The 26,039-nt window shown below is 58.8% G+C and carries 27 protein-coding genes and 1 pseudogene; 11 read left to right on the forward strand and 17 right to left on the reverse strand.

Features of this window, described 5'->3' with window-relative positions:
- Positions 1–885 precede the first annotated feature (885 nt).
- Together C3L37_RS05090 and C3L37_RS05095 are read right to left on the reverse strand one after the other, a co-directional pair.
- The gene (locus C3L37_RS05090) at positions 886–1,215 is read right to left on the reverse strand and encodes a helix-turn-helix domain-containing protein (RefSeq protein WP_164974670.1); all 330 of its coding nucleotides are present in this window, start codon (positions 1,213–1,215) and stop codon (positions 886–888) included.
- 353 nt (positions 1,216–1,568) lie between these two features.
- Complete coding sequence (locus tag C3L37_RS05095) at positions 1,569–2,072, reverse strand: DUF2270 domain-containing protein (protein ID WP_228546112.1); 504 nt, start codon at positions 2,070–2,072, stop codon at positions 1,569–1,571.
- Positions 2,073–2,542: 470 nt separating this feature from the next.
- On the opposite strand from C3L37_RS05095, the gene C3L37_RS05100 reads away from it, so the two are divergent.
- From C3L37_RS05100 to C3L37_RS05115, 4 genes are all read left to right on the forward strand, one after another.
- Positions 2,543–2,749 (forward strand): hypothetical protein, encoded by a 207-nt coding sequence (locus C3L37_RS05100; protein ID WP_129113556.1) that lies wholly within the window; start codon positions 2,543–2,545, stop codon positions 2,747–2,749.
- Positions 2,750–3,769, forward strand: a complete 1,020-nt coding sequence (locus C3L37_RS05105) for a hypothetical protein (RefSeq protein ID WP_129113557.1) — start codon at positions 2,750–2,752, stop codon at positions 3,767–3,769.
- 1,130 nt (positions 3,770–4,899) lie between these two features.
- The gene (locus C3L37_RS05110) at positions 4,900–5,127 is read left to right on the forward strand and encodes a UPF0175 family protein (protein ID WP_129113558.1); all 228 of its coding nucleotides are present in this window, start codon (positions 4,900–4,902) and stop codon (positions 5,125–5,127) included.
- Positions 5,124–5,648 carry a hypothetical protein gene (locus C3L37_RS05115; RefSeq protein WP_129113559.1) on the forward strand — a complete coding sequence of 175 codons (525 nt, stop codon included), beginning with the start codon at positions 5,124–5,126 and terminating at the stop codon, positions 5,646–5,648. Before C3L37_RS05110 ends, C3L37_RS05115 begins: the two co-directional genes overlap by 4 nt.
- 262 nt (positions 5,649–5,910) lie before the next feature.
- Here the strand turns inward: C3L37_RS05115 and C3L37_RS05120 are convergent, their stop codons facing one another.
- From C3L37_RS05120 to C3L37_RS24160, 7 genes are all read right to left on the reverse strand, one after another.
- A complete protein-coding gene (locus C3L37_RS05120; protein ID WP_228546157.1) occupies positions 5,911–6,543 on the reverse strand; it encodes a metal-dependent hydrolase in 633 nt (210 codons plus the stop codon).
- A gap of 661 nt (positions 6,544–7,204) precedes the next feature.
- A complete protein-coding gene (locus C3L37_RS05125; RefSeq protein WP_228546113.1) occupies positions 7,205–7,528 on the reverse strand; it encodes a hypothetical protein in 324 nt (107 codons plus the stop codon).
- A gap of 71 nt (positions 7,529–7,599) precedes the next feature.
- Positions 7,600–8,637 (reverse strand): NAD(P)/FAD-dependent oxidoreductase, encoded by a 1,038-nt coding sequence (locus C3L37_RS05130; protein WP_129113561.1) that lies wholly within the window; start codon positions 8,635–8,637, stop codon positions 7,600–7,602.
- Positions 8,638–8,997 (reverse strand): thioredoxin, encoded by a 360-nt coding sequence (gene trxA / locus C3L37_RS05135; RefSeq protein WP_129113562.1) that lies wholly within the window; start codon positions 8,995–8,997, stop codon positions 8,638–8,640.
- A gap of 157 nt (positions 8,998–9,154) precedes the next feature.
- The gene (locus C3L37_RS05140; RefSeq protein WP_129113563.1) at positions 9,155–9,559 is read right to left on the reverse strand and encodes a helix-turn-helix domain-containing protein; all 405 of its coding nucleotides are present in this window, start codon (positions 9,557–9,559) and stop codon (positions 9,155–9,157) included.
- Between the two features lie 184 nt (positions 9,560–9,743).
- The gene (locus C3L37_RS05145; protein ID WP_129113564.1) at positions 9,744–10,802 is read right to left on the reverse strand and encodes a sulfite exporter TauE/SafE family protein; all 1,059 of its coding nucleotides are present in this window, start codon (positions 10,800–10,802) and stop codon (positions 9,744–9,746) included.
- Positions 10,792–10,956, reverse strand: a complete 165-nt coding sequence (locus C3L37_RS24160; RefSeq protein ID WP_164974671.1) for a DUF7512 family protein — start codon at positions 10,954–10,956, stop codon at positions 10,792–10,794. Before C3L37_RS24160 ends, C3L37_RS05145 begins: the two co-directional genes overlap by 11 nt.
- Before the next feature lie 270 nt (positions 10,957–11,226).
- Between C3L37_RS24160 and C3L37_RS05150 the strand changes: the two genes are divergently transcribed.
- Together C3L37_RS05150 and C3L37_RS05155 are read left to right on the forward strand one after the other, a co-directional pair.
- The gene (locus C3L37_RS05150) at positions 11,227–12,072 is read left to right on the forward strand and encodes a universal stress protein (protein ID WP_129113565.1); all 846 of its coding nucleotides are present in this window, start codon (positions 11,227–11,229) and stop codon (positions 12,070–12,072) included.
- A 285-nt stretch (positions 12,073–12,357) separates the two neighbouring features.
- Positions 12,358–13,698, forward strand: a pseudogene (locus C3L37_RS05155) (RNA-guided endonuclease TnpB family protein).
- Between the two features lie 43 nt (positions 13,699–13,741).
- Here C3L37_RS05155 and C3L37_RS05160 read toward each other — a convergent pair.
- Genes C3L37_RS05160 through C3L37_RS05175 form a run of 4 tightly spaced genes read right to left on the reverse strand, consistent with a single transcriptional unit; the run spans position 13,742 to position 17,150 of the window.
- A complete protein-coding gene (locus C3L37_RS05160) occupies positions 13,742–14,917 on the reverse strand; it encodes an inorganic phosphate transporter (protein WP_129113566.1) in 1,176 nt (391 codons plus the stop codon).
- A gap of 15 nt (positions 14,918–14,932) precedes the next feature.
- Positions 14,933–15,391 (reverse strand): YeeE/YedE family protein, encoded by a 459-nt coding sequence (locus C3L37_RS05165; RefSeq protein WP_129113567.1) that lies wholly within the window; start codon positions 15,389–15,391, stop codon positions 14,933–14,935.
- On the reverse strand, positions 15,391–15,948 hold the full coding sequence (locus tag C3L37_RS05170) for a YeeE/YedE family protein (RefSeq protein WP_129113568.1): 558 nt from the start codon (positions 15,946–15,948) through the stop codon (positions 15,391–15,393). Before C3L37_RS05170 ends, C3L37_RS05165 begins: the two co-directional genes overlap by 1 nt.
- 8 nt (positions 15,949–15,956) lie before the next feature.
- Positions 15,957–17,150 (reverse strand): MBL fold metallo-hydrolase, encoded by a 1,194-nt coding sequence (locus C3L37_RS05175; RefSeq protein WP_129113569.1) that lies wholly within the window; start codon positions 17,148–17,150, stop codon positions 15,957–15,959.
- A 248-nt stretch (positions 17,151–17,398) separates the two neighbouring features.
- Here C3L37_RS05175 and C3L37_RS05180 point away from each other — a divergent pair, with 248 nt between their 5' ends.
- Genes C3L37_RS05180 through C3L37_RS05190 form a run of 3 tightly spaced genes read left to right on the forward strand, consistent with a single transcriptional unit; the run spans position 17,399 to position 18,443 of the window.
- The gene (locus C3L37_RS05180; protein ID WP_129113570.1) at positions 17,399–17,644 is read left to right on the forward strand and encodes a sulfurtransferase TusA family protein; all 246 of its coding nucleotides are present in this window, start codon (positions 17,399–17,401) and stop codon (positions 17,642–17,644) included.
- Positions 17,645–17,646: 2 nt separating this feature from the next.
- Positions 17,647–18,219: a DsrE/DsrF/DrsH-like family protein gene (locus C3L37_RS05185; protein ID WP_129113571.1), complete on the forward strand. Its 573-nt coding sequence runs from the start codon at positions 17,647–17,649 to the stop codon at positions 18,217–18,219.
- Positions 18,219–18,443, forward strand: a complete 225-nt coding sequence (locus C3L37_RS05190; protein ID WP_129113572.1) for a HalOD1 output domain-containing protein — start codon at positions 18,219–18,221, stop codon at positions 18,441–18,443. The genes C3L37_RS05185 and C3L37_RS05190 overlap by 1 nt, the downstream gene beginning before the upstream one ends.
- Positions 18,444–18,717: 274 nt before the next feature.
- On the opposite strand, the gene C3L37_RS05195 is transcribed toward C3L37_RS05190, so the two are convergent.
- The 3 genes from C3L37_RS05195 to C3L37_RS05205 all read right to left on the reverse strand — a co-directional run bounded on the left by C3L37_RS05195 (position 18,718) and on the right by C3L37_RS05205 (position 22,644).
- Complete coding sequence (locus C3L37_RS05195; RefSeq protein ID WP_129113984.1) at positions 18,718–19,968, reverse strand: M20 family metallopeptidase; 1,251 nt, start codon at positions 19,966–19,968, stop codon at positions 18,718–18,720.
- Positions 19,969–19,970: 2 nt separating this feature from the next.
- Positions 19,971–21,320 carry an FAD-dependent oxidoreductase gene (locus tag C3L37_RS05200; protein WP_129113573.1) on the reverse strand — a complete coding sequence of 450 codons (1,350 nt, stop codon included), beginning with the start codon at positions 21,318–21,320 and terminating at the stop codon, positions 19,971–19,973.
- 76 nt (positions 21,321–21,396) lie between these two features.
- Positions 21,397–22,644 carry a hypothetical protein gene (locus C3L37_RS05205; RefSeq protein WP_129113574.1) on the reverse strand — a complete coding sequence of 416 codons (1,248 nt, stop codon included), beginning with the start codon at positions 22,642–22,644 and terminating at the stop codon, positions 21,397–21,399.
- A 198-nt stretch (positions 22,645–22,842) separates the two neighbouring features.
- On the opposite strand from C3L37_RS05205, the gene C3L37_RS05210 reads away from it, so the two are divergent.
- Together C3L37_RS05210 and C3L37_RS05220 are read left to right on the forward strand one after the other, a co-directional pair.
- A complete protein-coding gene (locus C3L37_RS05210) occupies positions 22,843–23,427 on the forward strand; it encodes a helix-turn-helix domain-containing protein (RefSeq protein WP_228546114.1) in 585 nt (194 codons plus the stop codon).
- Positions 23,428–23,728: 301 nt separating this feature from the next.
- Positions 23,729–24,157, forward strand: coding sequence for a universal stress protein (locus C3L37_RS05220; RefSeq protein ID WP_129113576.1), 429 nt, complete (start codon positions 23,729–23,731; stop codon positions 24,155–24,157).
- Between the two features lie 476 nt (positions 24,158–24,633).
- On the opposite strand, the gene C3L37_RS05225 is transcribed toward C3L37_RS05220, so the two are convergent.
- The gene (locus tag C3L37_RS05225) at positions 24,634–26,013 is read right to left on the reverse strand and encodes a dihydroorotase (RefSeq protein WP_129113577.1); all 1,380 of its coding nucleotides are present in this window, start codon (positions 26,011–26,013) and stop codon (positions 24,634–24,636) included.
- Positions 26,014–26,039 lie beyond the last annotated feature (26 nt).

Genomic DNA, 26,039 nt, shown 5'->3' on the forward strand with positions numbered 1-26,039 from the left:
ATCGCAGTCGGTCAGCCAGTCGAACTCCAATAGCCAATCGTCCTCCGGCGGGAGTCTGACGAGTACGCAGAGTAACAGCAACAGTCAAACTGGGAGCGCAACAGGGAGCAACTCTGCGGAGCAAAACCAGTCCGCTGACGGGGACGGTGGTCGTCAGGTCGGCAATCAGTAGGGATCAGAGCAGGTAATAGGAAAATGACATCAGACGATCCAGACAGCAAGTTCAGCCGGCGTCAGATGGTCCGGGCCATTGGCGTTGGCTTCGTGAGTACAACCGCGCTCGCACGATAGTCAGACCGTATGAAGGGAAGCCGTCATACGCGACTTCCCCTCTGCGACTACAATATCTGGTTGCCCTGGTTCGGAATGACAGACGTAGTCACGGGAACAATACACTGTCCCCATTGATCGTTGTGAGTCGAAGACTATTCAATGTTAGTGTTAGCTACGCCGGTTTGACCGGTACAACGTTATAAATCGATTCTAAGGCCCCTAGCGGCCCCGTACAGCGATCGGGGTACGATCCTTGACGGCCGCGACTGTACAAAATATTCAATAATGCCTCCGCAGACTCTTCGCCACACTCAGACGCAATCACTGAGAGAGCTCGCTCACGAGGAAGGTCACCACCTGTGTTTTCGACCGGCGAGCGAAGCACCTCAAGCGCCTCTTTGGCCCGCGGCGGCAATAGTATGCGAGGGTTCATCACCGAATATATTTAAATGGTGTCATAATAAATACGCCCACAGTCAGGCTGTTTTCCTGGATCAAGCCAGTAGCACTAGATCAGTACCATCGGGCCTCAGCGAGCACTTGTGCGAGAGCACGACCGAGACTGCGTTTTTCGCCGGTGATGGTCGCTGTTTTCCCGTCGAATCTGGACTCTCAAAGACGCTGCTCTCGGGGAGAGGTGGCAGTTCTGCCACTCTTTGCGGAGAATTCCTTTGGTCTCCTCTCAACAGCCCAAATCTCCTTCTTCCAGGTCTTCAGGAACTGACTTCTCGAATGTTGTCTCCCCCATTGCACGAGAAGCGCCTGAACGCCACGGCGCATCCGCTCAGAAACTGCTTGTCCAGAGATCCCGAGTATCTGTACGAGTTCAGCCTGACTGGTCTCACGTGAGACCTCGAAGTACCCTTCCTTGAGGACGGTTGTAAGCAGATCGTATCGTGCTTGAGTGAGTCCCTCGTCAGCAGAATCGGTGAGATCGACCAAGTAGACCAGTTCCGTCGCGCTAATATGGACGCCGTTGACACGACAACGTTTATGAAACTCACCTTGGGAGCTTCGACTGAAGCAATCCAGGCAAATGTTCCATTATATGCTACCGATCCGATGGATTCAACGGAAATAGAAATATAAATTTACCAGTCTGTTTCTTTCCATCTTCCCGATTCCTGGCCGTGGAACTCACCTTTTGCCTCTCGTTTGCGTGGCCAGAACGTCAACATGAATAAGCTCAGATAAAAGATTCCAACGACACTGACGACAATTTCACCGGGAATACCAGGTATAGCCGCTGTTACGCTCCAAGTTTGGTTCGGGACAAAGATCGTGATGCGGAACAGTCAGGCGAGGCCAATCAGTACCAGTAGTGGAAGATAAATCCGTTTAAGACGGCGTGAAAGCGATTCTAGATACGATACTTTATATCTGGGGTTTTTCAGATCGTTTGCAATTTCTTCCCGCCAATTAGCGAGTGGAGCTCCTTCTGGATCGAATGCATTCGCAAGAACATTTTCCTCAATAAGACGAACGCGTGCACGGTAGGCATCGTACATCCGATATCGACGCACATCAAACAAAAGAAACATAGAGAGTGCAACCATTCCGATAAGCAATAAATAGGAACCCCGGCTTTCAAACGACAATGCGAGAATCGCTGTAACAACCGCAATAGCCCAATCAACGGTCAGGTCGAGTCGGCTAAGAAAGGTCGCTGATTGAGACATCTCGCCACGATAGTATTGTTGAAGTAGCGAAAGCAGCTCAGAGCGATCGTACGCAGCTTCTTCGGCCACCTCGCGTGCTTTTTCTCCTTCTGGTTTGAACTCGTCTGTGGTTTCCCCCATACAATACATCTGTAAGCTACTCACTGGCTTAACCAGCATTGCTAGAACTCGAATATATCTATGTAACCGTAACGTCATTTCTCGATTCGTCTATCTCCGAAGCTGATTACGACTTGGTGGATAATTAACAACTTGGATCCATTATATTTTCTTTATGAACTTGCGATCGCGTTTTTGTTCTCACGGTCATCGCCGGAATCCTTGAGGCGAGAGGCGTCGCTGGTCTGTCCATGCAGACTACGAAATAACAGAGAATCGAGCGCATGCCCACGTCTTCAGGCGCGGGAGGATGTCAATTGTGATTATCTTCCTCGTTCTCGCAGCCATATTATTCATGTCCGATATTTAAATTCCAACTTAAAAGAGAGGAATTTTTGATCTTCCTCTGCTAAGAGGTTGGCTACGGCATTCTCGCTCAATAGCACTCTCCGGGTGAAGGCTAATATGCTAAACACACGAAAAGTAGATTGATGTGCGCTCAGGCTATCACCCAGTGGGAGTATTACAGCCTCAGACCACCACGTGAGGAGACACAAAAAGAAGCGAGTGATCCAACAGACAAGCTCAACGAACTTGGAGCCGATGGGTGGGAGTTCGTCAGTACAATTGAGTATGAGGACGGTGGCACGAAATACCTCGTTCTAAAACGACCCCTGGAAACCGGCACGGAGAATTGAATGAGTAATAACGAGAGCGATATCAGTACTGCAAATACGATGCGAGGACGGGCGGAAGAGAGTCGGCTCAAAATATGGGTCTTATTCCGAATGAACCGATTTCTCCTTACTGGATTGCTTGCCCTCCTTGTTTTCTTTTCATTTCTCATGTTCAGTCTCACTCTCGATCCCTCACTCCCGAGTGAAATCAAATCCACCGACACAATTGAAACGATCTTTTCTGCGATGATTGGTGTCATCGTCACGGGGACAACACTTGTCGTCACTATCAGTCAGCTCGTTCTCTCACAAGAAAATGGGCCACTAGGTGACCAGCGTAAGCGGATGAGTGATGCGATGGACTTTCGCACCTACACAAAAGATTTGTTCAACTCTGTAGTCCCAGCTGACCCGTCTGCATTTCTTGGGCAACTCGTGAATGAAACTGAGCGACGAGCAGAGGTTCTTGATCGACTTGTCAAGGAGAGTGACAATGATGACTTAATCAGTCAAGTATCTGAATTTATCGATAGTCTGCATGGAAATGCTAAAGAAGTGCAAGGTGAACTCGAGGGAGCCCAGTTTGGCACCTTTGATGTCCTCTTTTCGGCGCTGAACTTCAATTACGGGTGGAAGATATACCAAGTAGAACGCATGAGTGACGAGTTTTCCGATTCATTGACCGATGACCAACGAATGGCCTTCGCTGATCTGGAAACAGCTCTGGCTATGTTCGGTCCAGCCCGAGAACACATTAAGACGCTGTATTTCCAGTGGGCGCTCGTTGACCTTTCCCAATATATTCTCTATGCAGCAATTCCAGCGATCATCGTTTCCGGTGGTATGCTGACCTTCATTGGAGCAGAAACATTCAGTGGTACATTTCTTGCAATCCCTATTATTACGTGGGTCGTGAGCGGGGCGTTCACTGTGACGCTTATTCCCTTCCTCTTATTTACCTCCTACATTCTTCGGATTGCCCCTGTTGCCAAACGAACGCTTGCTATTGGCCCGCTTATCCTCCGTGAATCTCAACGGTAGTAACATCCTCTCCGCCGTGAACGACGGAGCTTCCCACAATGGTCACCCTTAGTTCGGTGGGTGGTGGCAGGTTCGCACACTGACGAGGTGCTGGCAGTGTCGTTCGAAAGACGCTCCCGCCTTTCGTGATGACGAGACGGCGAAGCCGTCTCGAACCACGCTCACGCCACCTGAACGGCTCAGACGAACCATGACACTCAACAACTTCTTAGGCCTCACTCGTTCACCTCTCGTTGAGCCGTGGATATTCTTTTGCAAGCTCTTTCTCACTCATCACAGCGTGTGTGATCCGTCACATCCTTCGCGACGAACCGCACTCGCTCTTGGTTTGCCGTCAACTCCTCGTCGGCCATCGTATCCGGAAGTGCAACAATCCGTTCGAACGGCGTGCTGAGGGAAGCGGATCGAGACGCATCCGCTTTCGTCTCGGCTTCCGTCGTCTCACCGAGCGAGTCCTCCAGTCGGCGACCCACCGTCGAATTTCGGCCTTTCCTTTCTCGTTCTGCTCGCGGTACGCTTCGAGCTCGTCGACGCGCTTCGAGAGCGCTTTGGACCGCTTGCAACTCGAATCGAGAAGTCTGCCGACAGGCTGATCGGCGATCCAGATGTTGTCGAGTGCCGCGTCAGCATCGTCGTCGACATCACGGAGTTCGACGTGCTAGCGTGCTTCGAGGTCGTCGAGGCGTGCTTCGTAGGCGTCGAGTTGGGCGTCCTATTCGGTGAGTTGCTCTCGTAGACGCTCGTTTTTGGTCTGGAGGTGCTCAACCGTTGTTTCAAGCTCGCCAAGGTGCTCCGTGATCGCCTGAAGATCGATCTCGACAGACCAGTTCGAGCGACCTCTGGAAGAATGAGCGCTCATTCAGGCACCTCCTGTGCAGCGTGGTAGATGACGTATGTCCGGCGCGTGGTCTCGATAATCGTCGGACTGACGAGGACGGGCCAGGTCTGCTGAGTCTGGCCGTCTTGGGTGATCCCGATGCGTCCTTCACAGAGGAAGTGGGTACCGAGTGTGGGCGGGAGCTCCTCGAAAGAGAGGGGTGCACAACTCAGATAGTAGCACGCGGCGGGGTGTCACTTGAGGTTGGTAGTGGGTACATTGAAGGGGTCACGGCGCACATCTTTAAAAAGAGATGGGAACCCGAGCTGATGCCGGCGGAGGGGGAAAAACCGACCTTGCAGAAGCGATTGGGCTGTTTATCCTTGGAGAAATTTCTCTCGGAAAGGCAGCCGAACGCGCAGGTGTCTCCCGCTGGCAAATGGAATCTATCCTGCAGAAAGCCGGCGTAGAGCGCCGATACGGCCCTCAATCGCTGGAGGAGCTTGACAACGAGATTCAGACCGCATTACAACTTGAATGAGCGAGATAGGCTCAAGAGCTCTCGTTTTTGATTCAACGGCCCTCAGCAATTTCGCGAGTTCGAACGCTCTCGACTGGCTCACCGACGCATTCGACGAGTTGTATACGGTTCCTGCAGTAGAAGACGAAATCGCCCAGGGAATTGCTGCAGGGCACACGTTTCTCCGACCAGCGCAGGTTGCGCTCCAAGCGGGTGAATTTCAAATCGTCTCCATCGACTCAGCGCTCCGAACCCGATTCGAATCTGAAGCTAATCGGCTCGACCGTGGTGAATTTGAGGCCTATCTGCTGGCGTGGGAGAAGGGTTGGGCACTCGTCACTGATGATGCGGCTGGTCGTCGCGTTGCGAACGAACACGATGTCGCGGTCACTGGGTCGATTGGATTGCTGGTTCGTGGTGTTGTCAGCGATGATCTGTCACTTGCCCGGGCAAACAAGTGGCTCACGATGTGGACGACGGAGCGTGGCTATTTCGCCCCAGTCGACAGTGTAGATGAGGCGCTTCCGGATGACTACGAGTAGCGAATCACAGTTTCGTCGTCGTACCGTCTACGATTTTACGCTCAGAATTCAGTACTCGCGTTCATGAGATCGATACAATTCAATTGACACCGAGGCTCTCACCGTTGACGGAGGAGGCGAACCGAGGGTTCCCTCGACTCTCACTCATCACAGCATGTACGATCGGAGAAACCGACTGCTTCGCTCTCAATCCGGTTCTTTCCCGTCTCCTCCTCTGAAATCACGGGGGGTGACACGTCCCCGCCGGAGTCGGTAAGCTAATTTAGACGGAACTGTCACGGGATGCTCCAACGTACCTGGCAGGGATGTGGGAATGGAGCCAACTCGGTAGGCGATCGGTAAGAATACTAACGACCGTTACAGCGAGGACTGGGAGCACGCGCCGGACCAATGCATAGCTGATTGCGACCACCAGTAACACGAAGATCAGCCGCCGAAATACGCCATCCACTGTGAGTGCCAGCGGTCCGGCTAGCACGACCGACAAGCCCAGATCTTCAGGTGCCCCATCGTATCGAATCCAGCGGCGAGGAGCGATCCACCGGCCGGTGTAATGATTGTACACGGCGCGGTCAGACGAAGCCTCCCACGGCCGGAGTTCGAGCCCTCTGCCAAAAATATCCATTACGCTGTGCACGGCAGCTGCCGCAAGGAAAACCACGCTACATACAGTTACCGGCGTTGGCATAGTGATCGCAATTGCTCCGACCCCGACCGCCAGTACCGAGGAGTACACCGGGTAATGGAGCGTCTTTCGATGGCTCAAGTACATGTCGAAATCCGGGAAAACACCGCCGAGGAACCCTGCGGAAAGCGCGATAACTGCGTACTCAGGTGCGACTAACGTAAGCGGGAGGGCAAGCGCCATCCCGACGAGCGCATGAGTTGGCAGCATCATCGTGTCGAGACACAGACGACGGAACACTATTAGCGCATCGTTCGTCTTTGTCCCCTGAATCGTGACCATCTTTGTCAGCTTTAGCGGATAGCGCGGAGCCCCCTTCCCTAACCGCGAGCGAAGCGAGCGGTAGCGAGGGGAGGAGCGCGTTTCGCAACGGGTTAAGCCGATGTACTGCCGATCCTGAGTTACTGCTCTCCCGGCACACGTCCGGGTGGGTAGGAGCCACCAGTAAACTGGCTCCTGTGGTGCGATCCCAACGCACCCTCTACTCGGGGACGACGACCACGAACGGGTTCGATTCCCGTTCCCCGATTGGGGATAGAGCGCGAGAACAACGGGAATTAAATCGGCGGGACAATCCACGGAACGGGTCCGGTAGGCGGGTCGCAGCAACAACTCCGACGCGTCGCCCGTCCGTGGACGGTAATAGGAAGCCGGGCCGCGTCCATGCATGGGGTCGCGGGGACACTGTCGGTGCGGGAACGCCCCGTCCTCAAGGAGTGACCGACCGCCGCACGGCGGGAGCGAGCGAGTAGGGCGGGGTAGTTTACATTGCAATTCGTCACCTCTCGATATTCGGGAACACGAAACCGCATTCTTCCCCTGACAAAGGCGGTCTGACACCCAGAACCACTTGATACGTGACTGAAATAACCTACTGCTCGTCGTCAGTCGACGCGTCGAGAGAAACACTTTCGACGACAGCTTTCCGTGAGACCACTTCGATTGTCGTTTCCGACCCAATAGCCGTTCCACCGTTGATTTCCTCGACGCGGAGGATTACGTCCTCAGGACTGGCACATCCGCAGTTGACAAACTCGTCCCACTCGTCGCCAACTGCGACGGGCCCGGCATGAGTCCATCGAAGATACCGTCGGTACGTGTGTTCGATCATGTTCTCTTGCAGCCATTCGCTGTCTGCGACCCACCAGCCGTCGTCTTCGTCGGGATCGGTTTCCAGCGGCCGGAACGAGACCACGATCCGGTCAGCCTGCTTCTCGACCGTCGATGGGTCGGTCGTGTTGACGTTTCGCTGCTTAGTCGTTCCTATTAGTCTCCAGCCTCCATCGAGATCTGTCGTGCGCTATCACGTGAGGCTGCAGTGGTTGCTTCGAGCCACTCCTCTGCGTCCAACGCGGCCATACTGCCCGTGCCAGCAGCAGTCACTGCTTGCTGGTAGTCGCGGTCCATCACGTCGCCCGCAGTGAAGACGCCGTTGACGGCAGTCGCCGTCGTCGCCCACGCGTCGGCGTCAGTCGTCTGTGTATACCCGTCGTCGTCGAGTTCGATCGGTGTGTCCTGCAAGAAGTCAGTGTCCGGGTCGTGGCCGATGCCGTAGAATACGCCGCTAACGTCGACCTCTTCGACCGTGACATCTTCTCCAGCCTCGTACTTCTCCCCCGGATACCCGTCGGGGTGAGAGACGAGCGTCGCACCGGTTACTCCATCTTCCTGCGACCCCTGGATAGCGACGAGTTCCGTTTTCCAGGCGAACTCGATGTCCTTGTGGTCACGGGCGCGGTCAGCCATAATCTCCGAGGCCCGGAGCTCATCACGGCGGTGGACGACGGTCACGGAGTCGGCGAATTTCGCAAGGAACAGCGCCTCCTCCATCGCGCTGTCCCCACCGCCCACGACGAGGACATCGTCCCCACGGTGGAATGCGCCATCGCATGTCGCACAGGTCGAGAGGCCGTAACCCATCAGCTCGTCCTCGCCCTCGGCACCGACCCAGCGGGCACTCGCGCCGGTCGCGACGATCAGCGCGCGGGTCCGGAGTGTCTCCCCAGTCGACAGCGACAACTCTAACGGCTGTCCGTCGAGATCGGCGGCCTCGATGCTGTCGTGCTGGAACTCGGCGCCGAACTGCTCGGCCTGCTCCTTGCCACGCTGAATCAGTTCGATCCCGCCGACGCCCTCGGGGAACCCGAGGTAGTTCTCGACGTCGGTCGTCAGCGTCAGCTGGCCGCCTGGCTCGTCACCCTCGAGCACGAGGGGGTCGAGATCGGCGCGGGCGGCGTACACCGCTGCCGAGAGCCCAGCGACGCCTGAGCCAGCGATGACCAGTTCGTGTGTGTCCGAACTCATTTATTCCGTGTAGGACTCGATGAGCGTTCGAAGCTCCTCTTCGCCCTGAACGCCGACGATCTGCTCTACCTGCTCGCCGCCGACGAACAGGACCAGCGTCGGGACGCCCCGGACGCCATAGGCGGCGGCGAGCTGTTGGTTCGCGTCGACGTCGACCTTGGCGACGGTCGCGTCAGTGTTCTCGGCCAGATTCTCGACGATGGGTTCGAGCATCCGGCAGGGGCCACACCAGTCAGCGTAGAAGTCCGTGAGAACGACATCGTTCTCGGCGACGATGTCATCAAGTTCGGCTTCACCGTTAACGTAGAGCGGCTCGTTCGGGGGAATGTTGCCAGTGTCGGATGTAGTATCAGTTGCCATCACCAGTCTCTAGGCACCAGCGCCAAATAAGAGTTTTGGATGGTATTTACAATACTAACCAATACAGGAATGGGCCATAGTATCAATGATAGTATACTGCGTTGTCACGAGAGGAACCTCATCGATGTAGAGATCGCTACGTAGCGGAAAAGCGAAGTTAGCCTTCAGCAGCAGGGGCCGAGGTCTCGGACTGCTCGTGCTTGTTCTCGAACTCCTGAATCAACTGGCCCATCTTCGCATACCAGTCGTTGAGCATCCGCTGCATGTCGTCGGTGATCTTCGACGAATCGGTCGGCGAGTAGACGTGGTAGTAGCCGCCCTGGTCGTAGTTGATCTGCTCCTTCTCGATGAATCCCGTCTGGAGCAGGCGCTGGACAGCGCGGTAAGCGGTCGAGCGCTCACGATCCACGCGCTCAGCGAGTTCGTCGACAGCCAGTGGTTCTTTAGCCTTGACAAGCGCCTGGAAGCACTCCCTGTCGAGTTCCTTGAGCCCGTGGAAACACTCTAGAAGTCCCTCACACTCCATGTCTCGACGGAGCTGTTCGGACATCGAATCTGGCATTATTATCGATGCTACGTAGGCACTGGACCATTAAAAGGATTTTGTACGGATTGCACAATTGCGTGAGAATCTAGACCGGAGCGAAACGGAGACGCAGTGTAAACGGTAACCGTCGACCTGTGATTTCAATCGGGATAGCCGTATATACAAATACGGACAAGTTGTGTTTCAGGTCAAGACCGAACTAATCCGCGGTAGAAGTGCGTTGTCGGTGCGTCATACGTAGCGAGGAAATCGTCGTGTAGATAATCGCGAGTGCGACGATGACAGCTGCGCCAACAACGAGCACTAGACCGAGCAACTCAAGGTTCGGACTACCGATGTAGGAGCCAATCTCACCGACACCAACTGCTGCGGCACCGACCAGCAACATAGCGCCGAAGTAGATCTTGATACTGTTGGCGTCGACGACCGCGGTCGCTGCAGAGCCGATACGAGCGCCGAGCGCACTTCCGAACAGCAACGGCGCGACGATACCGAGGTCGACGCCGCCACCCTGACCATAGAGGTAACTCCCCAGACCACCGGAGAAGACGATCTCGAAGAGGTCCGTCCCAACGGCGACGGGGACCGGGACGCCGATCGCGTAAATCATCGCGGGCATTCGGATAAACCCGCCACCGACGCCGAGGAAGCCCGACAAGAGCCCAGTCGCGAACGCGACAGCCGTGATGACCCACGCGGAAACACGGACGTCACCGCGGAGCGTCACCATCGGTGGAATCCGAACCGTCCGCTGGATCGTCTTCGCGATCTCGGGAATCTCGTACTCACTGAGGTCCTTGACATCTGTCTCGTGGTCGATACTGCCGCCACCGTCGCCTCGCAGGGCGTCACGGGTGACCATCGCCCCGACGCCGCCAAGGAGGACGACGTAGGCGACACTGATGATACCATTAGCAAGTCCAAGCGACTCGAGGTAGTAGACGCTGGCGCGCCCGGCCTCGATACCGATGGTCGTCCCAGTAATCATGATCACGCCGAGCTTGTAGTCTACCTGCCCCAGGTCGTGATGTTTCAGGGTCGCGATGACAGCCGTCCCAAAGACGAACGCCATCCCGCTACCGACCGCAACAGGCGCCGGGTAGTCCAGCATCAGTAGGGCGGGGGTCACGAGGAATGACCCACCCATGCCGAAAAACCCGAACAAAACGCCGACGACTAGGCCAAACCCGACGAACAGGACCAGCATCTCGGGACTCGTCCCCAAGATCCCGAGTCCGTCGAGTAGCCTATCGAGCATTCTCTTCACCCCCGACCAAGAGGTCGACGAGATAGGGGCCGAACAACCGTTCGAGACCGCCGTATCCCACGTACAGTACGACCGCTTCCAAGAGGATGGTGCCGATGAGCAAGGCCGTCTCTGGATCCCATGCGGGGATCTCTAATCCTGCCATTGATCCTCCATCCAGTATCCGATTCCGGGAATTCGTTGTTGCCACATTTCTGTTCAATACTCCTTACCAGATTCGCACCCTTAACGGTTTTGGGTCTACTACACAATACTATATTCAGGTAACTTCTGCTGGAGTATCGATAACTTATAGAGAACATATCTGGCCGGTCGGCTCCAGAAACCGGCCACTGCCAGTCTACTCCGTGAACCATATAGATAGTGACAACAGCCGAACAAAACCGTGTTGGTATCGGTCGACAAACCTGTTCGTATGAGGGCGCTGTGCGCGACTGACCTATCGGCCGCAAGTGAGGCTGCAATAGAGAACGAGACCTGCCTTGAGTGTCTGGGCCGTATCGGCATCGATACGATCCACCTCGTGACTGTCGTTCCATCGAACGTCCACTCTGGGATGCCTGGTGTGAACTTCGACGAGCGACGCCAGCGGGGATTGGACCGATATCGGGCGGTGATAGAAGCTGCGGGATTCAGCGTCGAGACCCATGTTGTCCGTGGAACGCCCCATCGTCGTATCAACGGCATCGCCGAAACCGTCCGGGCAGACCTATCGATCGTGGGTTCCCGGGGTCAAAGTCCGCTGGAGAACCGGATCATCGGCTCGACCGCGCGTAACCTCGCACGGACGACTGTCGTTCCGTTACTGGTCAACCGCATCGAACGGGCAACCGAAGAGCCCACAGTCCTCCGCGAGCACCTCTTTCGGCGAATTCTCTTCGCTACTGATTTTTCGGAAAATGCGGACCGGGCGTTCGATGCCTTCTCCTATCTCCGCCACGCCACCGAGACGGCGACACTCGTTCACGTTCGGTCACCAAAAGACGGAGGGGTCGAAACCAACAGTGATGCTCGCGAGCAATTGGCCGAGCGTGCGAGAACACTCGAAAGCTGGGACATCGAGACACGAATTGAGGTCCGACAAGGGGATCCCGCAGACGAAATCCTCACCGTAGAGGAGGAGGTGAACCCAACCACGATCCTCGTTGGATCGAGAGGACGAAGCCGCATCCGCCGGCTCCTGTTGGGCAGTGTCTCGGAGGAGATCGTCGCGCGGGCGACTGGAAACGTCTTCCTCGTCCCGCCGCCCCGGGCGGTCTGAAACGGATTCTACAGAAATACAGCGAGAGTTCCTCGGGGCTTGACCCCGAGGTACTTCACCGGGTCACTACCTTTGACAGCGAGAGAGTCCCCGCCCTTCCCGTGAGTGACGAGTGTTCCGACGTTCAGTCGGAACCGAAGAGCAGGGCGAGAGTGAATCGCGTCCGCCCCGGTGAGAAACCGCCACGTTACTGCCGGCGTGAGTCTCCCACAGTCAGTAGCAATTTCGCATTCACCGTGGATCGCTGGCGTTCAAGGTTCCACGATCCGTACCGGCAGATCGCAGATGAAGCGTACCACGTTCACCGTGCGCCCACTCTCCGACACCGGAGAGCACCTGCTTCAGGATCTGTTGGACGCTTCCGCCGCTCTCTAGAACGAAACCAATTACCAGCGCCTCATGCGGTACAACGACGTGGACGGATTCGAGGGCGACGTATTCGAGGCCGATACTGGCAGTCTCGAAGGCCGGTACAAAGGCGTTCTCGGTGCGTCCACCGCCCAACAAGTGATTCGCAAGAATAGCGAAGCTTGGCGGGCGTTCTTCCGGCTGAAAGAGCAGCATAACGACGAGTCGAACACGTCGTCACGGACCACCCCGAACCGCCGGGCTTCCGTGGAAATGAGGACGACGGGCGACAAACCAAAACCGTCATTCGCAACACATCGTACACTGTCGATGGGGCGAGCGGTCCCGACTCGAGATACTTGTCGGCAAAAAGCTGAAAGACAGATACAACCACACCGGGCGGCTCCGGCTGGAAATCGCTGGCGACCCGAACTGGCCCGACTACGAGACACAGGCCGGTTGGACCTGTGGTACGACGAGACTGATAGCACCTTCCGAGCTTCCCAACCCGTGACTATTTCTGCCGATGCATGGGCGACTCCACTGGCCGACGAAACGGACGCTCTGGACATCGGTGCGAACAACCTCGTCGCCTGTACCACCACGACCGGCGAGCAATATCTGTACGACGGCCGCGGGTTGTTCTAGCGATTCCGTGATACAACCTGGCACATTGCCGAGTTGCAGTCGAAACTCGAAGACGGGCGGTACAGTAGCGAGCACATCCGGCGGCTGTACCGCAAGCGAACACGTCGCCGTGACCATGCCCAGGAAGCGTTGTGTCGTGACCTGCTGGACCGACTCTACGAGAAGGGCGTCAATACCGTGTATATCGGTGGATTGACCGACGTGCTGGACACGCACTGGTCGGTCGAAACAAACGCGAAGACCCACAACTTCTGGTCGTTCAAGAAGTTCACCGAGCGGCTGGTCTGTACCGCCGAGGAATACGGTATCTCGGTCGAGGTGCGGTCGGAAGCGTGGACAAGTCAAGAGTGTCCACGGTGTGGGGGCACAGACCGAACGTCACGGCACGAGGACACGCTCACCAGCCCGTGTGGGTTCGAAGGCCACGCCGACCTCACAGCATCAGAGACGTTCTTAGAGCGGCAGATAGAACAGGCAGTCAGGCCGATGGCATGGCCCGTGCGATTCGAGTGGGACGACCACGACTAGTCGGAGTCACCACGCTCTCACCGTCCCAAAGAACAGCGCACAGACCCGAGTACCGTCCACCTCGACGGGAATGTTGCCTCCGGCGAGTCGGAAACCGGCTGAGACTCCCACGGAGGAAACCACTCCCTTCAGGGCGCGGAGGATGTCATAGGAAGACAACAGCGGCAGCGTACGCGAGCACGAACGAGAGTGAGAACGACCCCGCCCACGCTCCCAACGTCACGAGAATCTTCCGGGCGTCGACCGCACCCCAGCCGCCGACTGCGGCACCACTTCCGATAATCGAGCTGACAATAATCTCGTTGAACGACACGGGGACGCCCAGCAGGACGGCCAGTTGTGCAATCAGGAACGACGGGACGAGCGCCGAGATAGCGCGTCGCGGCCCGAGCGACGAATAGTCCTGCGCCAGGGACTTGATCATCCTGGGAGCGCCCGTCCACGAGCCCGCGAGCATCCCAAGACCACCTCCGACGAGCACCACGACCACCGACACCATCTCAACCTCGTCGAGGAGTGGAATCAACGGCCCGACTGCAAGTCCGACCTGACTGCCACCCGCGGAGAACGCAACGAGCGATCCGAGTACGAGCAGTACGTGCTGCAGTCCCCCGCGTTGGTGGCGACCAACATCCCACCAGACGACGGCAGCGACAGCCAGCGCCGCACCACCGGTAACGACGACCGCCGACGCGGGTCCCTCGACCGCTAGCGTGTGCTGTCCGACTTCTCGGACGGTCCCCGCGGAGTTCGTCCCACCGAGGAAGCTGAACTCGACGTTCACGAGGACGACAGTGACGAGGCCGACGAGGACGGGGATACTGTACCGTTCAGGTACGTCAGGTCGTGGGAGGACGCTCGCAATAGCGAACGCGATCCCACCGCCGACGACCGGCGTCAACACCCAGACGGCGGCGATCTGCTGGTACTTCGACCAAACCGGCGTGCCACCGAGCGCGAGACCGACGCCGATGACGGCACCGGTCACGGTGAAGGCGGTCGCAATCGGGTACCCCGTGATGATGCCGATCGCCATCAGTCCAGCACCCAACACCAAAACTAGGATGACCCCAGCGACGGGCATACTCAGACCGCCGACGAGGCCGCTCCCGACGGCCTCTGAAACGTTTCCGCCCTGCGTGACTGCGCCGACGAACCCGAAGATGCCAACCAGGAGAGCGGCCCGCATCGTGCTAATGGCGTTCGCGCCGACGGCGGGCGCAAAAGGGGTCGCTCCGCTTGATCCGGCACCGATAACCCACGCCATGAACAGGCTGGCGAGCGATGCACCGACGAAGAGGGCGATAAGAGCGGGGTCCATCTGAACAGGGGGGAGTTAGTCAGCGCCCGCTGGGGTGGTGTCGGGGGCTTGGCTGCGACTGCGCCAGTAGCCCTGGATGTAGGCGCCGATGAACATCCCGGCGAGCGCCCACAGGATGGTAACATTCCCGACACCGAGGCTAGCGTACGCCGCGCCCGGGCAGATGCCGGAGAGCCCCCAACCGACGCCGAAGATGGCGCCGCCCACGAGGACGTTCCGGTCGAAGGGCTTCAGCCGCCGCTCGTAGAGGTCGCCCGTGAGCGGTGCGGCGTCCCGAATCCGAGGGAGCAGGGCGAACGCAACCCCGGAGACGATTGCGGCACCGAACATGACAAAGAGGAGTCCGAGATCGTCGAACTGGAGGAAGTCCAGCACGACCTCCGGTCGCGCCATGTGGCTGAATCCGAGCCCGAACCCGAAGATCAGGCCGCCGACGAAGATCAGCGGCTTGAATAGGGGATGTCGGTCCGCCATTACGGGCTCACCCCCAGTGCGGCGACGATCTGTGCCGTCCCGATCGCCACGGTCAGGAACGTCAGCACGCCGACGAGCGACGTCTTCGACGCCGATCCGACGCCACAGACGCCGTGACCAGACGTACAGCCTTTGCCGATCCGGGTGCCGATACCGACGAGGATGCCACCCAGGAACAGTCGCCACGGCTGGACGTCGGTCATCCACAGCGTCACGCCAGCGACCTCGTACAGCTGTCCGGTAGTTCCAGGCTCGTACAGCGAGCTCGATAGTAGACCGGACTGGAACGTTGTAGCGAAGACCAGCCCGCCGAGGATGATGCCGGCCGTGAACACGAGCCGCCAGTCCCGCGAGGCAACGTACTGCTGGAACCGCGACTGGTCGGAGAGGTACGACAGCGTCGACTCGAGGAACGTGCTCGCCCCGGCGGGGATGCCCGTCCCGAGGTAGATGACGACGGTGCCGAGGCCGACGAGTAACCCACCGACGGCGTACCGACTGATGCCGTTGGGGAACAGCTCGGCGGCCATCTGGAGCGGGACTGGATCAGTCATCATCGGCGTCGTTAGTCACCCGCGAGCGACTCTTGGCTCGCTGCGCAGTTGTTCGGGCCGAGCTCCAAGGTGAATGCTTCCTCGTCGTCGACGGCGTTCTGGCCGAGGTTCGTCGCGATGATGTCCTCGTAGTTGGCCGGTCTAGGCGGCATATCCGAGAGGATCAGCTCGACGAACTCGTCTTCGTCCATTGTGAGTGCGTCCATCTCCTCGACGAGGTTGCCGATAGGCGCGGTGTAGGTGCCGTCAGCGGCCGGTTCAGCGGCATCACTGAAGTGCGCACCACCGATTAGCGTGTCGTCTGGCAGCGTCAGCACGCGTTCCTGGAGGGACTCGTAGAGCAGGCGTGCCGCGTCGGGCGCGCCGTCGTCGCCTTCCTCGAGGTCGGGGCGGGCGACGCTCTCGATGAACAGCCCGTCACCGGTCGCAAGTAGGCTGTCGTCCACCAGGTAGGAGGTCATCCCCGTGGTGTGGCCGGGCGTGTAGACGGCCTCGATGGTAGTATCGCCGACCTGGAATTCGTCACCGTCCGCGGCGGTGGTCATGTCGTCGGCGTACGTGACGCCGCGGTCGACGGCCGCCTCGGGGATGACGCCTTCGACGCCCTCGGCGTCGAGATCACGCACACCCGAGATGTGGTCGGCGTGGATGTGTGTGTCCAGCGCGAACTTCAGGTCGACGTCGAGGTCGTCCGCATCCGCGAGGTAGCGGTCGGTGAACGCGCGAAGTGGGTCGATGATCGCGGCTTCGCCGTCGTCGTAGAGGAGGTAGCCGAGACAGCCCGAGGAGGGGCGCTGGTACTGCAGGAGCGTGCCAGTACCGTCATAGTCGGTGACTTCGACGGTCTCGTAGATGCTCGCCCAGCCGTTCATCCCGTCTTCGAGGTGGTTGACGTCGTACCCGCGTTCCGCGAGCGTGCCTGCGACGTACTCGCTGGCACCGCCCTTCGCGCACAGGACAGTCACTTCGCGGTCGTCGGGGATTTGGTCGAGGACGTCCTCTCCGATCTCGTCTTCGAGGAACTCGAAGTACGGGATATTTATCGACGTGACGTTCTCGCCGTCGATACGCCACTCGTCGTAGTCGGATTGCATACGTGCGTCGAGGAGCGTGATGTCCTCGCCGGCGTCGATGCGGTCCTTCAGTGCTTCCGGTTCGACCGTTTCCACGGCGACATCCGGAGTTGGGAAATCGTCAGCGTTCATCTTGTGCAGTCGCTTCTACCGGTCGGATACACAAAAGCATTCTCATAGTATTTCCTATATCGAACAATACTAATCGGGGACGTAGACGTCAGATTTTCTCAAATATGCCCTATATCGCCCTATCAGAGTGTGTACTGAGAGAACTATACAAGTGAGTGTTTGCAGTAGACACAAGAACCGACAATCTTTTGGTCGGGTAGTGAGTATTGTGCGATAGCTCCAATACAAACCATCGGAGCAGATAACCAATGAGTGCCGAATTCAACACCGCAGAGACGCTCGACGTGAAAGGTGCATCGTGCCCCATGCCAGTGGTGAAGACGAAGTCCGCCATCGACGACCTCGCAGCCGGCGAAATCCTCGAAGTGCTGGCGACTGATCCCGGCAGTATGAGCGACATCGACGGCTGGGCGTCCGGAACCGATGGCGTCGAACTAGTCGCCCAAGAGGAAGGCGACGACGTGTACAAACACTACGTGCGCAAGACGGAGTAACGATGAGCACGGATATACCTGACACGCCGTCCAACGACGTCCCCTCCCGCGAGGAGCTGGCCGCACGCATCGACGAACTCGAAGATGCGCTTGCGGAGGCCACAAGCGAGGACGACACCAAGAAGATGAGTATCATCGCGACGAAGGGCACGCTCGACATGGCGTACCCGCCGCTCATCCTCGCCAGCACCGCGGCCGCATTCGGCTACGAGGTGACCGTCTTCCACACGTTCTGGGGACTGGACATCCTCCACGAGGAGCGCTCGAAGAACCTCAAGCTGAGCTCCATCGGCAACCCCAACTTGCCGGTCCCGAACGCGGTCGCCGCGCTCCCCGGCATGGACCACGTGACAACGAAGATGATGGAGAAGAAAATCGCGGACAACGACACCGCGACCATCGAGGAACTCATTGAGACGAGCCTCGACATGGGCGTGGAGTTTCAGGCCTGTCAGATGACCATCGACCTGATGGACTACGACGAAGACGACTTCTACGACGGCGTCACCACCGGCGTCGGCGCCGCGACGGCGATCCAGGACATGGCTGAGGCCGACATCCAGCTCCTCATCTGATGGCGGTGACTACTTTTCCTCCGGCTGTTAGAATCGTCGACGCCATCGCCAACGAAGCCAACGTCGATCCCGGGGAGCTATCCCCGCCACTCGCTGACGTTATCGATCCAGATGCGCTCGATGTGCTCCTCGAACAGGCGGACCCGTCCGCGCAGGTCGAAGTGCGCTTCACATACCGGGGGTACGAAGTCGTCGCCCACCCGAACGGCGATGTCGACGTCTAGGAGTTCTCAGTTCCGGCTTCTATCCCGCAACGTCCGGTTGATAGCCGTCATTCGGCGGACTCGTTCGTCCGAGACGCCGTCAAGATCCTGTCTGAGGGAACAAGAGCATCTGAAACCGAGAGAATTGCGCAGCGCCCGTATCCGCGGAGAGGAGTGATCACGCACCCAGAAACTACGAGATCGTTCTAGTGCTCGTGGTCATGATGATGGTGATGGTTCCCATCGTGTCCCTGATGCGTGAATTGCCCTGTAATAGCGCCGGACGGGCGGTGATCTAGTCATCGACCGACTCTGACCACGCGGCCGGGAGCCTGATGTACACGGCTGCGTTCTCAATCAACGCGCCAACGGTCGTGTACTCGTCGACGGCGTGGACGGTATCGGTCCCGAGCGCAAACTCAACCGTCGGGATTCCTTCCTTCCGGAGGCGCTTCGCGTCGCCGCCGCCCGTCGCGCTCCGGAGGTAGACGCGCTCATCCGTCACGTCCTCGGCGGTCGACGCGACGGCCTCGACCAGCGGGCTATCGATCGGCTCCGCCGTCCCGACGCTCCAAGAGACGTCGGCGATCTCGATTCCCTCGCAGTCCGCGACACAGTCCCGGATGTCCGCGAGGACGGTCGAGGTGTCCACGCCCGCGGTCAGTCGGATGTCGACCTCCGCGCGGGCGGACTGCGGGACACTGTTTATCGCCTCACCGCCCTCAAGGACGCCAAGGTTGATAGACGGGTACCTGAAGAGTTCGCGGGCAGTCGCCTCGCCCATACTTGGCGCGTAGTACTCGACGGACTCCTTGATGATCGGCTCCATCTCAGGGGCAACACGGAGTTCGCGTGTCCCGAAGCGCTCGTGCATCGTCTCGACGGCCTCGTAGAGCCGGTCAATCGCGTTCTCACCCAGTACGGGCCGCGAGCCGTGTGCAGCCTCACCAGTCGCTCGGAGCGTCAACCAGATACTCCCTCGGTCGGCGACAGTCACAGAATGATGCCCCGCCTCGCAGGTCGGTTCGCCGATAACGCAGGCGTCCGCGTCGAGTCGGCCAGCCTCCAAGAGTGCCGGAAGACCCGCGTCGCCTCCGATCTCCTCGTCGCTGACGAACGCGAACAGGAGGTTCACCGGCGGGGTGGTCCCGGTCTCGGCGTAGGCCCGGAGGGCAGTCACCATCGCCGCGACCGCGCCCTTCATGTCGGTCGCGCCGCGGCCGTAGACGTGATCGCCGTCGCGCTCGCCCAGCGGATCGTGGGACCACTCGTCGGTATCAAACGGGACCGTGTCTGTGTGGCCGTTGAATAACAGCGTTCGGTCTCGCTCGCCCGGCACGAACGCGAGCAGGTTCGGCTTCGCTGGGTCGACCGCGAACCGTTCGACGTCGACGTCGAGCAGGTCTAGCCGCGACTCGATTACGTCGACGATTTCGCGCGTGTCGCCAGGCGGGTTTGACGTGTCCACAGCAAGCAGGTCGAGCGTTAGGTCTACGAGCTCCTCTCGATGGACACTTGCGTACTCCTCGGGGTCCACGTCCTTCATGCTCATTCCAGCTGCCCCTGTAGGACCTTCGCGGCCGTTAGCACCGGATCCCACACGGGGCTAAACGGCGGCGCGTACGCCAGGTCCGCGTTCTGTAGCTCGGTCACGGTCATACCGGCGTGCAGAGCCATCACGACGGTGTCGATGCGCTTGGCGCCTTCCGCGCCGACGACGCTGCCGCCGAGCAGCCGCCCGGAACCCCGATCCGCGACGAGCGTGATCCTGATCTCCTCGCTGCCCGGGTAGTAATCCGCTCGCGACTCATCGGTGATAGTCACAGTGACGGGCTCAAAGCCGGCCTCGCGGGCCCGCTCCTCGTCGACGACTCCGGTTCTCGCAGCGCCGAGGTCGAAGGCCTTCACGATGGCTGTGCCCGCGATGTCACCGGTCGGCGTCGGCGAGCCCGTCACCGTCTGTCCGATGGCCCGGCCGGCGCGGTTGGCGGTCAGCGCCAGCGGTACGTGGTCTGGCTCGCCCGTCACGACATGGCGGGCCTCGGCGCAGTCGCCCGCCGCGTAGACGTTCTCATAGCTCGTCCGTCCGTACTCGTCGGTCGCAATGGCCCCAGTCGAACCGAGGTCTATCCCGGCCTCCTCCGCAAGGTCAACGTTCGGCATCACGCCCACGCCGACAATGACGACCTCTGCCGGGTCAGCCTCGCCGTCTTGGAGGGCGATGCGGTCGACGTGGCCGTCACCGTCGAACCCCGAGACGGCGGTGTCAAGGCGCAGGTCGACGTCTCGCTCGCGAAGGTGGTCCTCGACGATCTCGGCGACCGGCTCGCCGAACGGCTGCAGGACGTGCGGCAGCATCTCGTAGAGGGCAACGTCAACGCCGCGGGCCGACAACGCCTCGGCCATTTCGACGCCGACGTAGCCGCCGCCAACGATCGCAGCCCGCTCCGGAGACTGCTCAGTGACGTACCGCTCGATCGCCCCCGCTTCGTCCATGTCGTGGATCGTGAACACGCCGTCGAGCCCGATCCCGTCGAACGGAGGGACGTTCGCGCTCGCTCCGGTCCCCACGAGGAGGTCGTCGTACGGCTGCTCGAACTGCTCGCCGTCGCTCTCGACAATGACCGTCTCGCCTTCCGGATCGATGCTGACGACTTCGTGGCCGGTCCGAAGGTCAATGTCGCGCTCTTCACGGAACTGCTCCGGCGTCATCGCGACGAGATTCTCCAGCTCGTTGACCTCGCCCTTCACGTAGTAGGGCATCCCGCAGGCGGCGTAGGATACCCACTGTCCCTGCTCGAAGACGATCACGTCCAGACCGGGGTCCTCGCGCTTTGCCTTGCTCGCCGCGCTCATCCCCGCGGCGTCCCCGCCGATGACCACGAACGTGTCGCTCATACCTCGTAGTTAGAACGGCAAAATCAAAAATATTCTGTGGTATACCCAATATTGAGATAGACTGCCCTATCGCGGGTTACCTGGACGGGGTATCGGTCGCGGGACTAGTCGCTAGAGATCGCGAGACCAATGCAGCCCAGATGTCGACGACGAGATAGGCCCACCCGACGGCGATCAGCAGGTAGCCAACGAGCGTCAGTGAATCTGCGAGTCCCGTGAGTGGGGGCATCGCTGTCGCCCAGAGCGCGAGCATCCCGAGATTCACGCTCGTGATCTGAAGCCACGACGGCTGGCCGACAATCTCACTGGCAGCATCCAGCCGGCTACTGAATTCCCCGGTTTCACTACTGAGGGTAACTACGACAGTGGGCAGGAATGCCATTGCCAGCTGAAGCATCCACCCGAACACGAGACCATTAATCGCTGCTATCTCGATCGCTCCCGCAGGCACGGTCTCAGGGAACAATAACACGAGCGGTGCCCACGGAACCGGGAACGCCAGCCAGAGATACGCTCCAAGGATGAGAGCGAGCCGCCTGGGTTGAGCCCGAGTACCGGTGCGGTACGTACCGATGACGTTCGCTAAAAGCGCCGCGGTCCCGATGACATACACCACTAGTCCTGCCATCGTGAGTTCGTGACGCGCGAGCCACGGTCCTGCGACGAGTCCCGCCGCCCCAACAATAATCCCCCAGTAGGCGACGTCCCGGAGGCGTGGATACTGGAGGTCAGCCTCGAACAGCCGCGGTGTCGTGGTGAGGAGTGCGCCGGCGGCGACCAACGCGAGAAAGCCCCAGACATTCGCGTGGACGTGTGCCTCGATCAAGCCAAAATATCCACCAGGCCCGTGGATATTCAGGAGCATCCCGAACGCGGCGAGGATACCGATGACGAGAAACCACGGCGCAGTTCTGAAGAACCGCGTTCGGGAATTACTTGATGTAGTCGAACGGTAAACCGTTACCAATAGTCCAGCCAGCCCGATGAGGACGAGCGTCGCACCAACTACCGTAGTAGTCGTGTCCCCTGTTGCCATACCGATCAAGATGAGTGGGTAGCCCGCGTTCAAGGAAAGCCATTGCACCCACCGGTTCCGGGTAGACGCGGATCCTGCCGTCGACGGCACACTCCCCAAAGCAGGAAGCGCGCCGAATAGGGCCTGCGTCAAGCCTCCGATTGTGACGAAGTGAATTGTTAACCACCGGAGGCGCGGCAATGCATCTACCGCCCCGACCTCGACGCCAAGCTTGCCGACGACGACTAACAGGCCGACGGAGAGGTACAGTCCGGCCATTAGGAAAAACGGATTGTTCCGTACGTGCATCGGATGAACACCTTCCAAATGCTAATCACTCATGCTAAGTAGTGGTTCGTCCGAACCCGTTGGTAGGAATCGAACATGTTGGTCTCATGCGAACGTGTCAGGGGATAGTTCAAGGGAATTCGGAGGAGTCGGTTCAGTATGCCCCGAGCTCAGCTCTCGATCTCGCTTCCCGAGGACGTCTGGATGCGAGAAATATCGATGGCTCACGACGCGACCAAATTCGAAGTCGTCACCGCACTTGCGGGCGAAGACGCAGGAATTGCGCTTCTCCGGATCGAGAGTGACGATCCCCTCACGATCCTCACGGATATCCGCGGTCAGTCGGATATCCTCGACGTCGACCTGCTCTGGAACCGTGCGTCGACCAGCTTAGTGCAGGTCGAAACCGAGAGTCCGCCACTCCTCTTACCTCTGTGGCAGGCCGGTGTCCCCGTCGAGATGCCGTTTTCCGTTCGCGATGGGACCGCGATTTGGGAGTTGACGACGTCATCAGATCGACTGTCCGATCTCGGCGAACACCTCGATGAGGCGGGAATCGAGTGCGAACTCCAGTCAGTCGTAGAAATCGGTTCATCGGAAGCTGACCGACTATTGACGCCTCGACAGAGACAGGTGTTGACTGTCGCAATTGAAGCGGGCTACTATACTGTCCCCCGCGAGGTGACACTCACCGAGGTTGCTGAGGAACTAGGCGTCTCGAAGTCAACCTGTAGCGAGATCCTCCATCGGTGTGAGAGTAACATCGTCACGTGGTTCGCCGCGGAGGAGTTCGGCCAGCCCTGAGGAATGCCTGAGCGGGGTGTGCCAGGGTTCGCAATCATTTTGAGTCGTGACGGGGAGGACGAATTCGAGTGTCTGAAGTACGGAACGGAGTTGCACGCAGCTTACAACGCTGCGTGGAACGTGGCGTGGCGTCTTGTCCAGAACTGGCTCAAGTATGGTTCTGGAAAGGCCACCAGTCACTGACCCTGAAGTCAGGAACGGTGAACGCGACCGGCGATTTCAACGCCTCCGCGTAAGTGCAGCATAGTAGGAGTTCACTTGTATGCCTCGAGGCTTGACCCCAAGGTAGTTAACATTTACCATGCCTACCGACGTTCTGGTCGCTTTTGACGGGTCTCCGCTTTCCAAGCGTGCACTGACGTACGCTCTCGAGACGTTCCCGGATGCGACTATCACGACGATCTACGTCATCAATCCGCTCGACTCGGTTATCGACGTCGAGGCTGGTGGCTTGCCAGTCGCTGAAGACTGGCACGAGAAGGCCCAGGAACGAGCAGCAAACATCCAAACGACGGCCGTAGACTTCGCGGCAGAACACGGGATCGACCTCGATACGGTCACGGAAGTCGGCAGACCTGCACGAGTGATCCTCGACTATGCTGACGACCATGACATCGATCAGATCGTTATGGGCAGCCACGGCCGCTCAGGAATCGATCGTGCGCTCCTCGGAAGCGTTGCCGAGACCGTCATCCGTCGAGCATGGACTCCAGTGACAATCATCGGATAATCCGACCGTATTAGAACGAGTAGAACTAGATGATCTCTGAGGACTTAAGAACTCGAACTCGATTACAGTCGGACGGAGACTTGCTGGCGTTCCTAAAACGTAAAACCCAACCAAAGCAGAGGTATAGAGACCGTGGCCGTTACAGAGATTCGAGGAGAAAGCCCACGACTGTCGTCGTGAGATGAATCCGACATTGTTACGTTTTATGCCAACAGTTTGCATGGCACGGGAGGGATGAGTAGAACCGACCCGACCCGAACGCCTCTAGAGACTGAGACCGCGTTGCCGCCTGTTGCGGTGACAGTCCTGTCGTGGAACGAGGAAGCCCACGACTGTAGTCGTGGGAGACTATCACTACTCGTGATCGGTCACCTTTCCCGTTGCCGTGAGCGGTATTTCGAGGTGACTTCGGCTTTCTCAGTGCGAGTTGCGTGTGACCACACCTCCTACTATCTCATTCCCTCCCGTCGACGGTGTTAGACGTCCCAGTCGGGACGCTCGCGGTTGATGAACTCGCCGTGGCCAGCATCGGCGACGATCTTTCCGTCGTCGGCCACAAGTTGGCCGCGAACGAACGTCTTTTTTACGCGTCCCGTGACCTCTCGGCCCTCGTAGATCGAGAAGTCGGCATTCGACGCGTTGTCTTCGGCGGTGATGGTGTACCTCTCATCGGGGTCAAACAGGACAATGTCAGCGTCGGTACCGGGGTCGAGAGTGCCCTTGTTCGGCATGCCGAAAATGTGCGCCGGGTTCCGACTCATGACGCGTACGAGGAAGGGATACGAGAATCCCCGTTCGTTCACTGCCTCGTCGTGGAACACCGGCAGCGACACCTGTAGTGCATTTGCGCCGAACGTGGAGTCCCACCAGTTCTCTACCTCTTTCGACTCGCGCTTGTAGCCGCAGTGATCTGTCGACACCACGTCGAGCGTGCCGTCTGACAGGTGCGTGAACATCGCCTCAACGTCGTCCTGCTTCCGAATGGGTGGCGCTATCATTGGGAGGTTTCCGAGTTCCTCGAACACGTCGTCTGTAAGCGTCGTATAGTGGGTACACGTCTCGGCACGGATCTCCGAGCCGTCCTCACGGAAGCTCTTTATTACCTCTGCCGACTTCCGACACGATGTGTGGATGCCGTAGTACTTCGCCCCCGTCTCCTGGGCCATCCGAACGGCATCCTCGGCCGCCATCGCCTCGGCGTAGTCCGGGCGAGATTGTGGGTAATCCGTCGGATCACCTCGACCTTCTTTCTTGAACCGTTCGGTGAGCATGTCGGTGACCGAGGAATCTTCCGTGTGGTAGACGCCGACTGCGTCAAGGTCGGCTATCTCCTCTATCACCTGGTGCATGAACCCGTTCGAGAGCCCGTGTTCGTAGGCCGTGAACATCTTGAACGAGGGAACGCCGGCCTTGATCGCGTCCGAAAGCTCGTCCAGGACCGCAGGATCCTCCCGGGTAATGGCCCCATGGAAGCTGTAATCGACGTAGGCGTCCTCGGCCTTGTCTCGTTTACGTTTGATGCCCTCCATCAGCGTCCCCTCCTCGGAGAAGATTGAGAGGTCGCCTTCCCACGCTTGCCACGCGAAGTCGATGTACGAGGTCACGCCCCCGAGCGCCGCCGCCGCCGAGGCTGTCTCGTGCGTATCGATGGAGAACATGTCGTCGACGTGGACGTGCGGGTCGATGACGCCAGGCATAACCAGAAGTCCGGACGCGTCAATATGCTCGTCGGCGTCGGGCATCGACGATGGCACGCCGACGCCGACTATCTCTCCCTCGTCGACCGCAACGTCGGCCTCGAAGGTCTCTGTCGCCGTCACTATCGTCCCATTAGTGATGATGGTATCGATTGGCACGATCCTATGGAGAATCTCGATTAAGT

This window comes from Halegenticoccus tardaugens (assembly GCF_004116405.1).
GTDB lineage: Archaea > Halobacteriota > Halobacteria > Halobacteriales > Haloferacaceae > Halegenticoccus > Halegenticoccus tardaugens.

Bases quoted from the DNA above. Each gene is read 5' to 3' on its own strand.
- C3L37_RS05095 (WP_228546112.1), bottom strand. From the start codon at position 2,072: ATGGGGGAAACCACAGACGAGTTCAAACCAGAAGGAGAAAAAGCACGC.
- C3L37_RS05100 (WP_129113556.1), top strand. From the start codon at position 2,543: ATGTGCGCTCAGGCTATCACCCAGTGGGAGTATTACAGCCTCAGACCA.
- C3L37_RS05105 (WP_129113557.1), top strand. From the start codon at position 2,750: ATGAGTAATAACGAGAGCGATATCAGTACTGCAAATACGATGCGAGGA.
- C3L37_RS05110 (WP_129113558.1), top strand. From the start codon at position 4,900: ATGGGAACCCGAGCTGATGCCGGCGGAGGGGGAAAAACCGACCTTGCA.
- C3L37_RS05115 (WP_129113559.1), top strand. From the start codon at position 5,124: ATGAGCGAGATAGGCTCAAGAGCTCTCGTTTTTGATTCAACGGCCCTC.
- C3L37_RS05120 (WP_228546157.1), bottom strand. From the start codon at position 6,543: ATGCTGCCAACTCATGCGCTCGTCGGGATGGCGCTTGCCCTCCCGCTT.
- C3L37_RS05130 (WP_129113561.1), bottom strand. From the start codon at position 8,637: ATGAGTTCGGACACACACGAACTGGTCATCGCTGGCTCAGGCGTCGCT.
- trxA (WP_129113562.1), bottom strand. From the start codon at position 8,997: ATGGCAACTGATACTACATCCGACACTGGCAACATTCCCCCGAACGAG.
- C3L37_RS05140 (WP_129113563.1), bottom strand. From the start codon at position 9,559: ATGCCAGATTCGATGTCCGAACAGCTCCGTCGAGACATGGAGTGTGAG.
- C3L37_RS05145 (WP_129113564.1), bottom strand. From the start codon at position 10,802: ATGCTCGATAGGCTACTCGACGGACTCGGGATCTTGGGGACGAGTCCC.
- C3L37_RS24160 (WP_164974671.1), bottom strand. From the start codon at position 10,956: ATGGCAGGATTAGAGATCCCCGCATGGGATCCAGAGACGGCCTTGCTC.
- C3L37_RS05150 (WP_129113565.1), top strand. From the start codon at position 11,227: ATGAGGGCGCTGTGCGCGACTGACCTATCGGCCGCAAGTGAGGCTGCA.
- C3L37_RS05160 (WP_129113566.1), bottom strand. From the start codon at position 14,917: ATGGACCCCGCTCTTATCGCCCTCTTCGTCGGTGCATCGCTCGCCAGC.
- C3L37_RS05165 (WP_129113567.1), bottom strand. From the start codon at position 15,391: ATGGCGGACCGACATCCCCTATTCAAGCCGCTGATCTTCGTCGGCGGC.
- C3L37_RS05170 (WP_129113568.1), bottom strand. From the start codon at position 15,948: ATGATGACTGATCCAGTCCCGCTCCAGATGGCCGCCGAGCTGTTCCCC.
- C3L37_RS05175 (WP_129113569.1), bottom strand. From the start codon at position 17,150: ATGAACGCTGACGATTTCCCAACTCCGGATGTCGCCGTGGAAACGGTC.
- C3L37_RS05180 (WP_129113570.1), top strand. From the start codon at position 17,399: ATGAGTGCCGAATTCAACACCGCAGAGACGCTCGACGTGAAAGGTGCA.
- C3L37_RS05185 (WP_129113571.1), top strand. From the start codon at position 17,647: ATGAGCACGGATATACCTGACACGCCGTCCAACGACGTCCCCTCCCGC.
- C3L37_RS05190 (WP_129113572.1), top strand. From the start codon at position 18,219: ATGGCGGTGACTACTTTTCCTCCGGCTGTTAGAATCGTCGACGCCATC.
- C3L37_RS05195 (WP_129113984.1), bottom strand. From the start codon at position 19,968: ATGAAGGACGTGGACCCCGAGGAGTACGCAAGTGTCCATCGAGAGGAG.
- C3L37_RS05200 (WP_129113573.1), bottom strand. From the start codon at position 21,320: ATGAGCGACACGTTCGTGGTCATCGGCGGGGACGCCGCGGGGATGAGC.
- C3L37_RS05205 (WP_129113574.1), bottom strand. From the start codon at position 22,644: ATGCACGTACGGAACAATCCGTTTTTCCTAATGGCCGGACTGTACCTC.
- C3L37_RS05210 (WP_228546114.1), top strand. From the start codon at position 22,843: ATGGCTCACGACGCGACCAAATTCGAAGTCGTCACCGCACTTGCGGGC.
- C3L37_RS05220 (WP_129113576.1), top strand. From the start codon at position 23,729: ATGCCTACCGACGTTCTGGTCGCTTTTGACGGGTCTCCGCTTTCCAAG.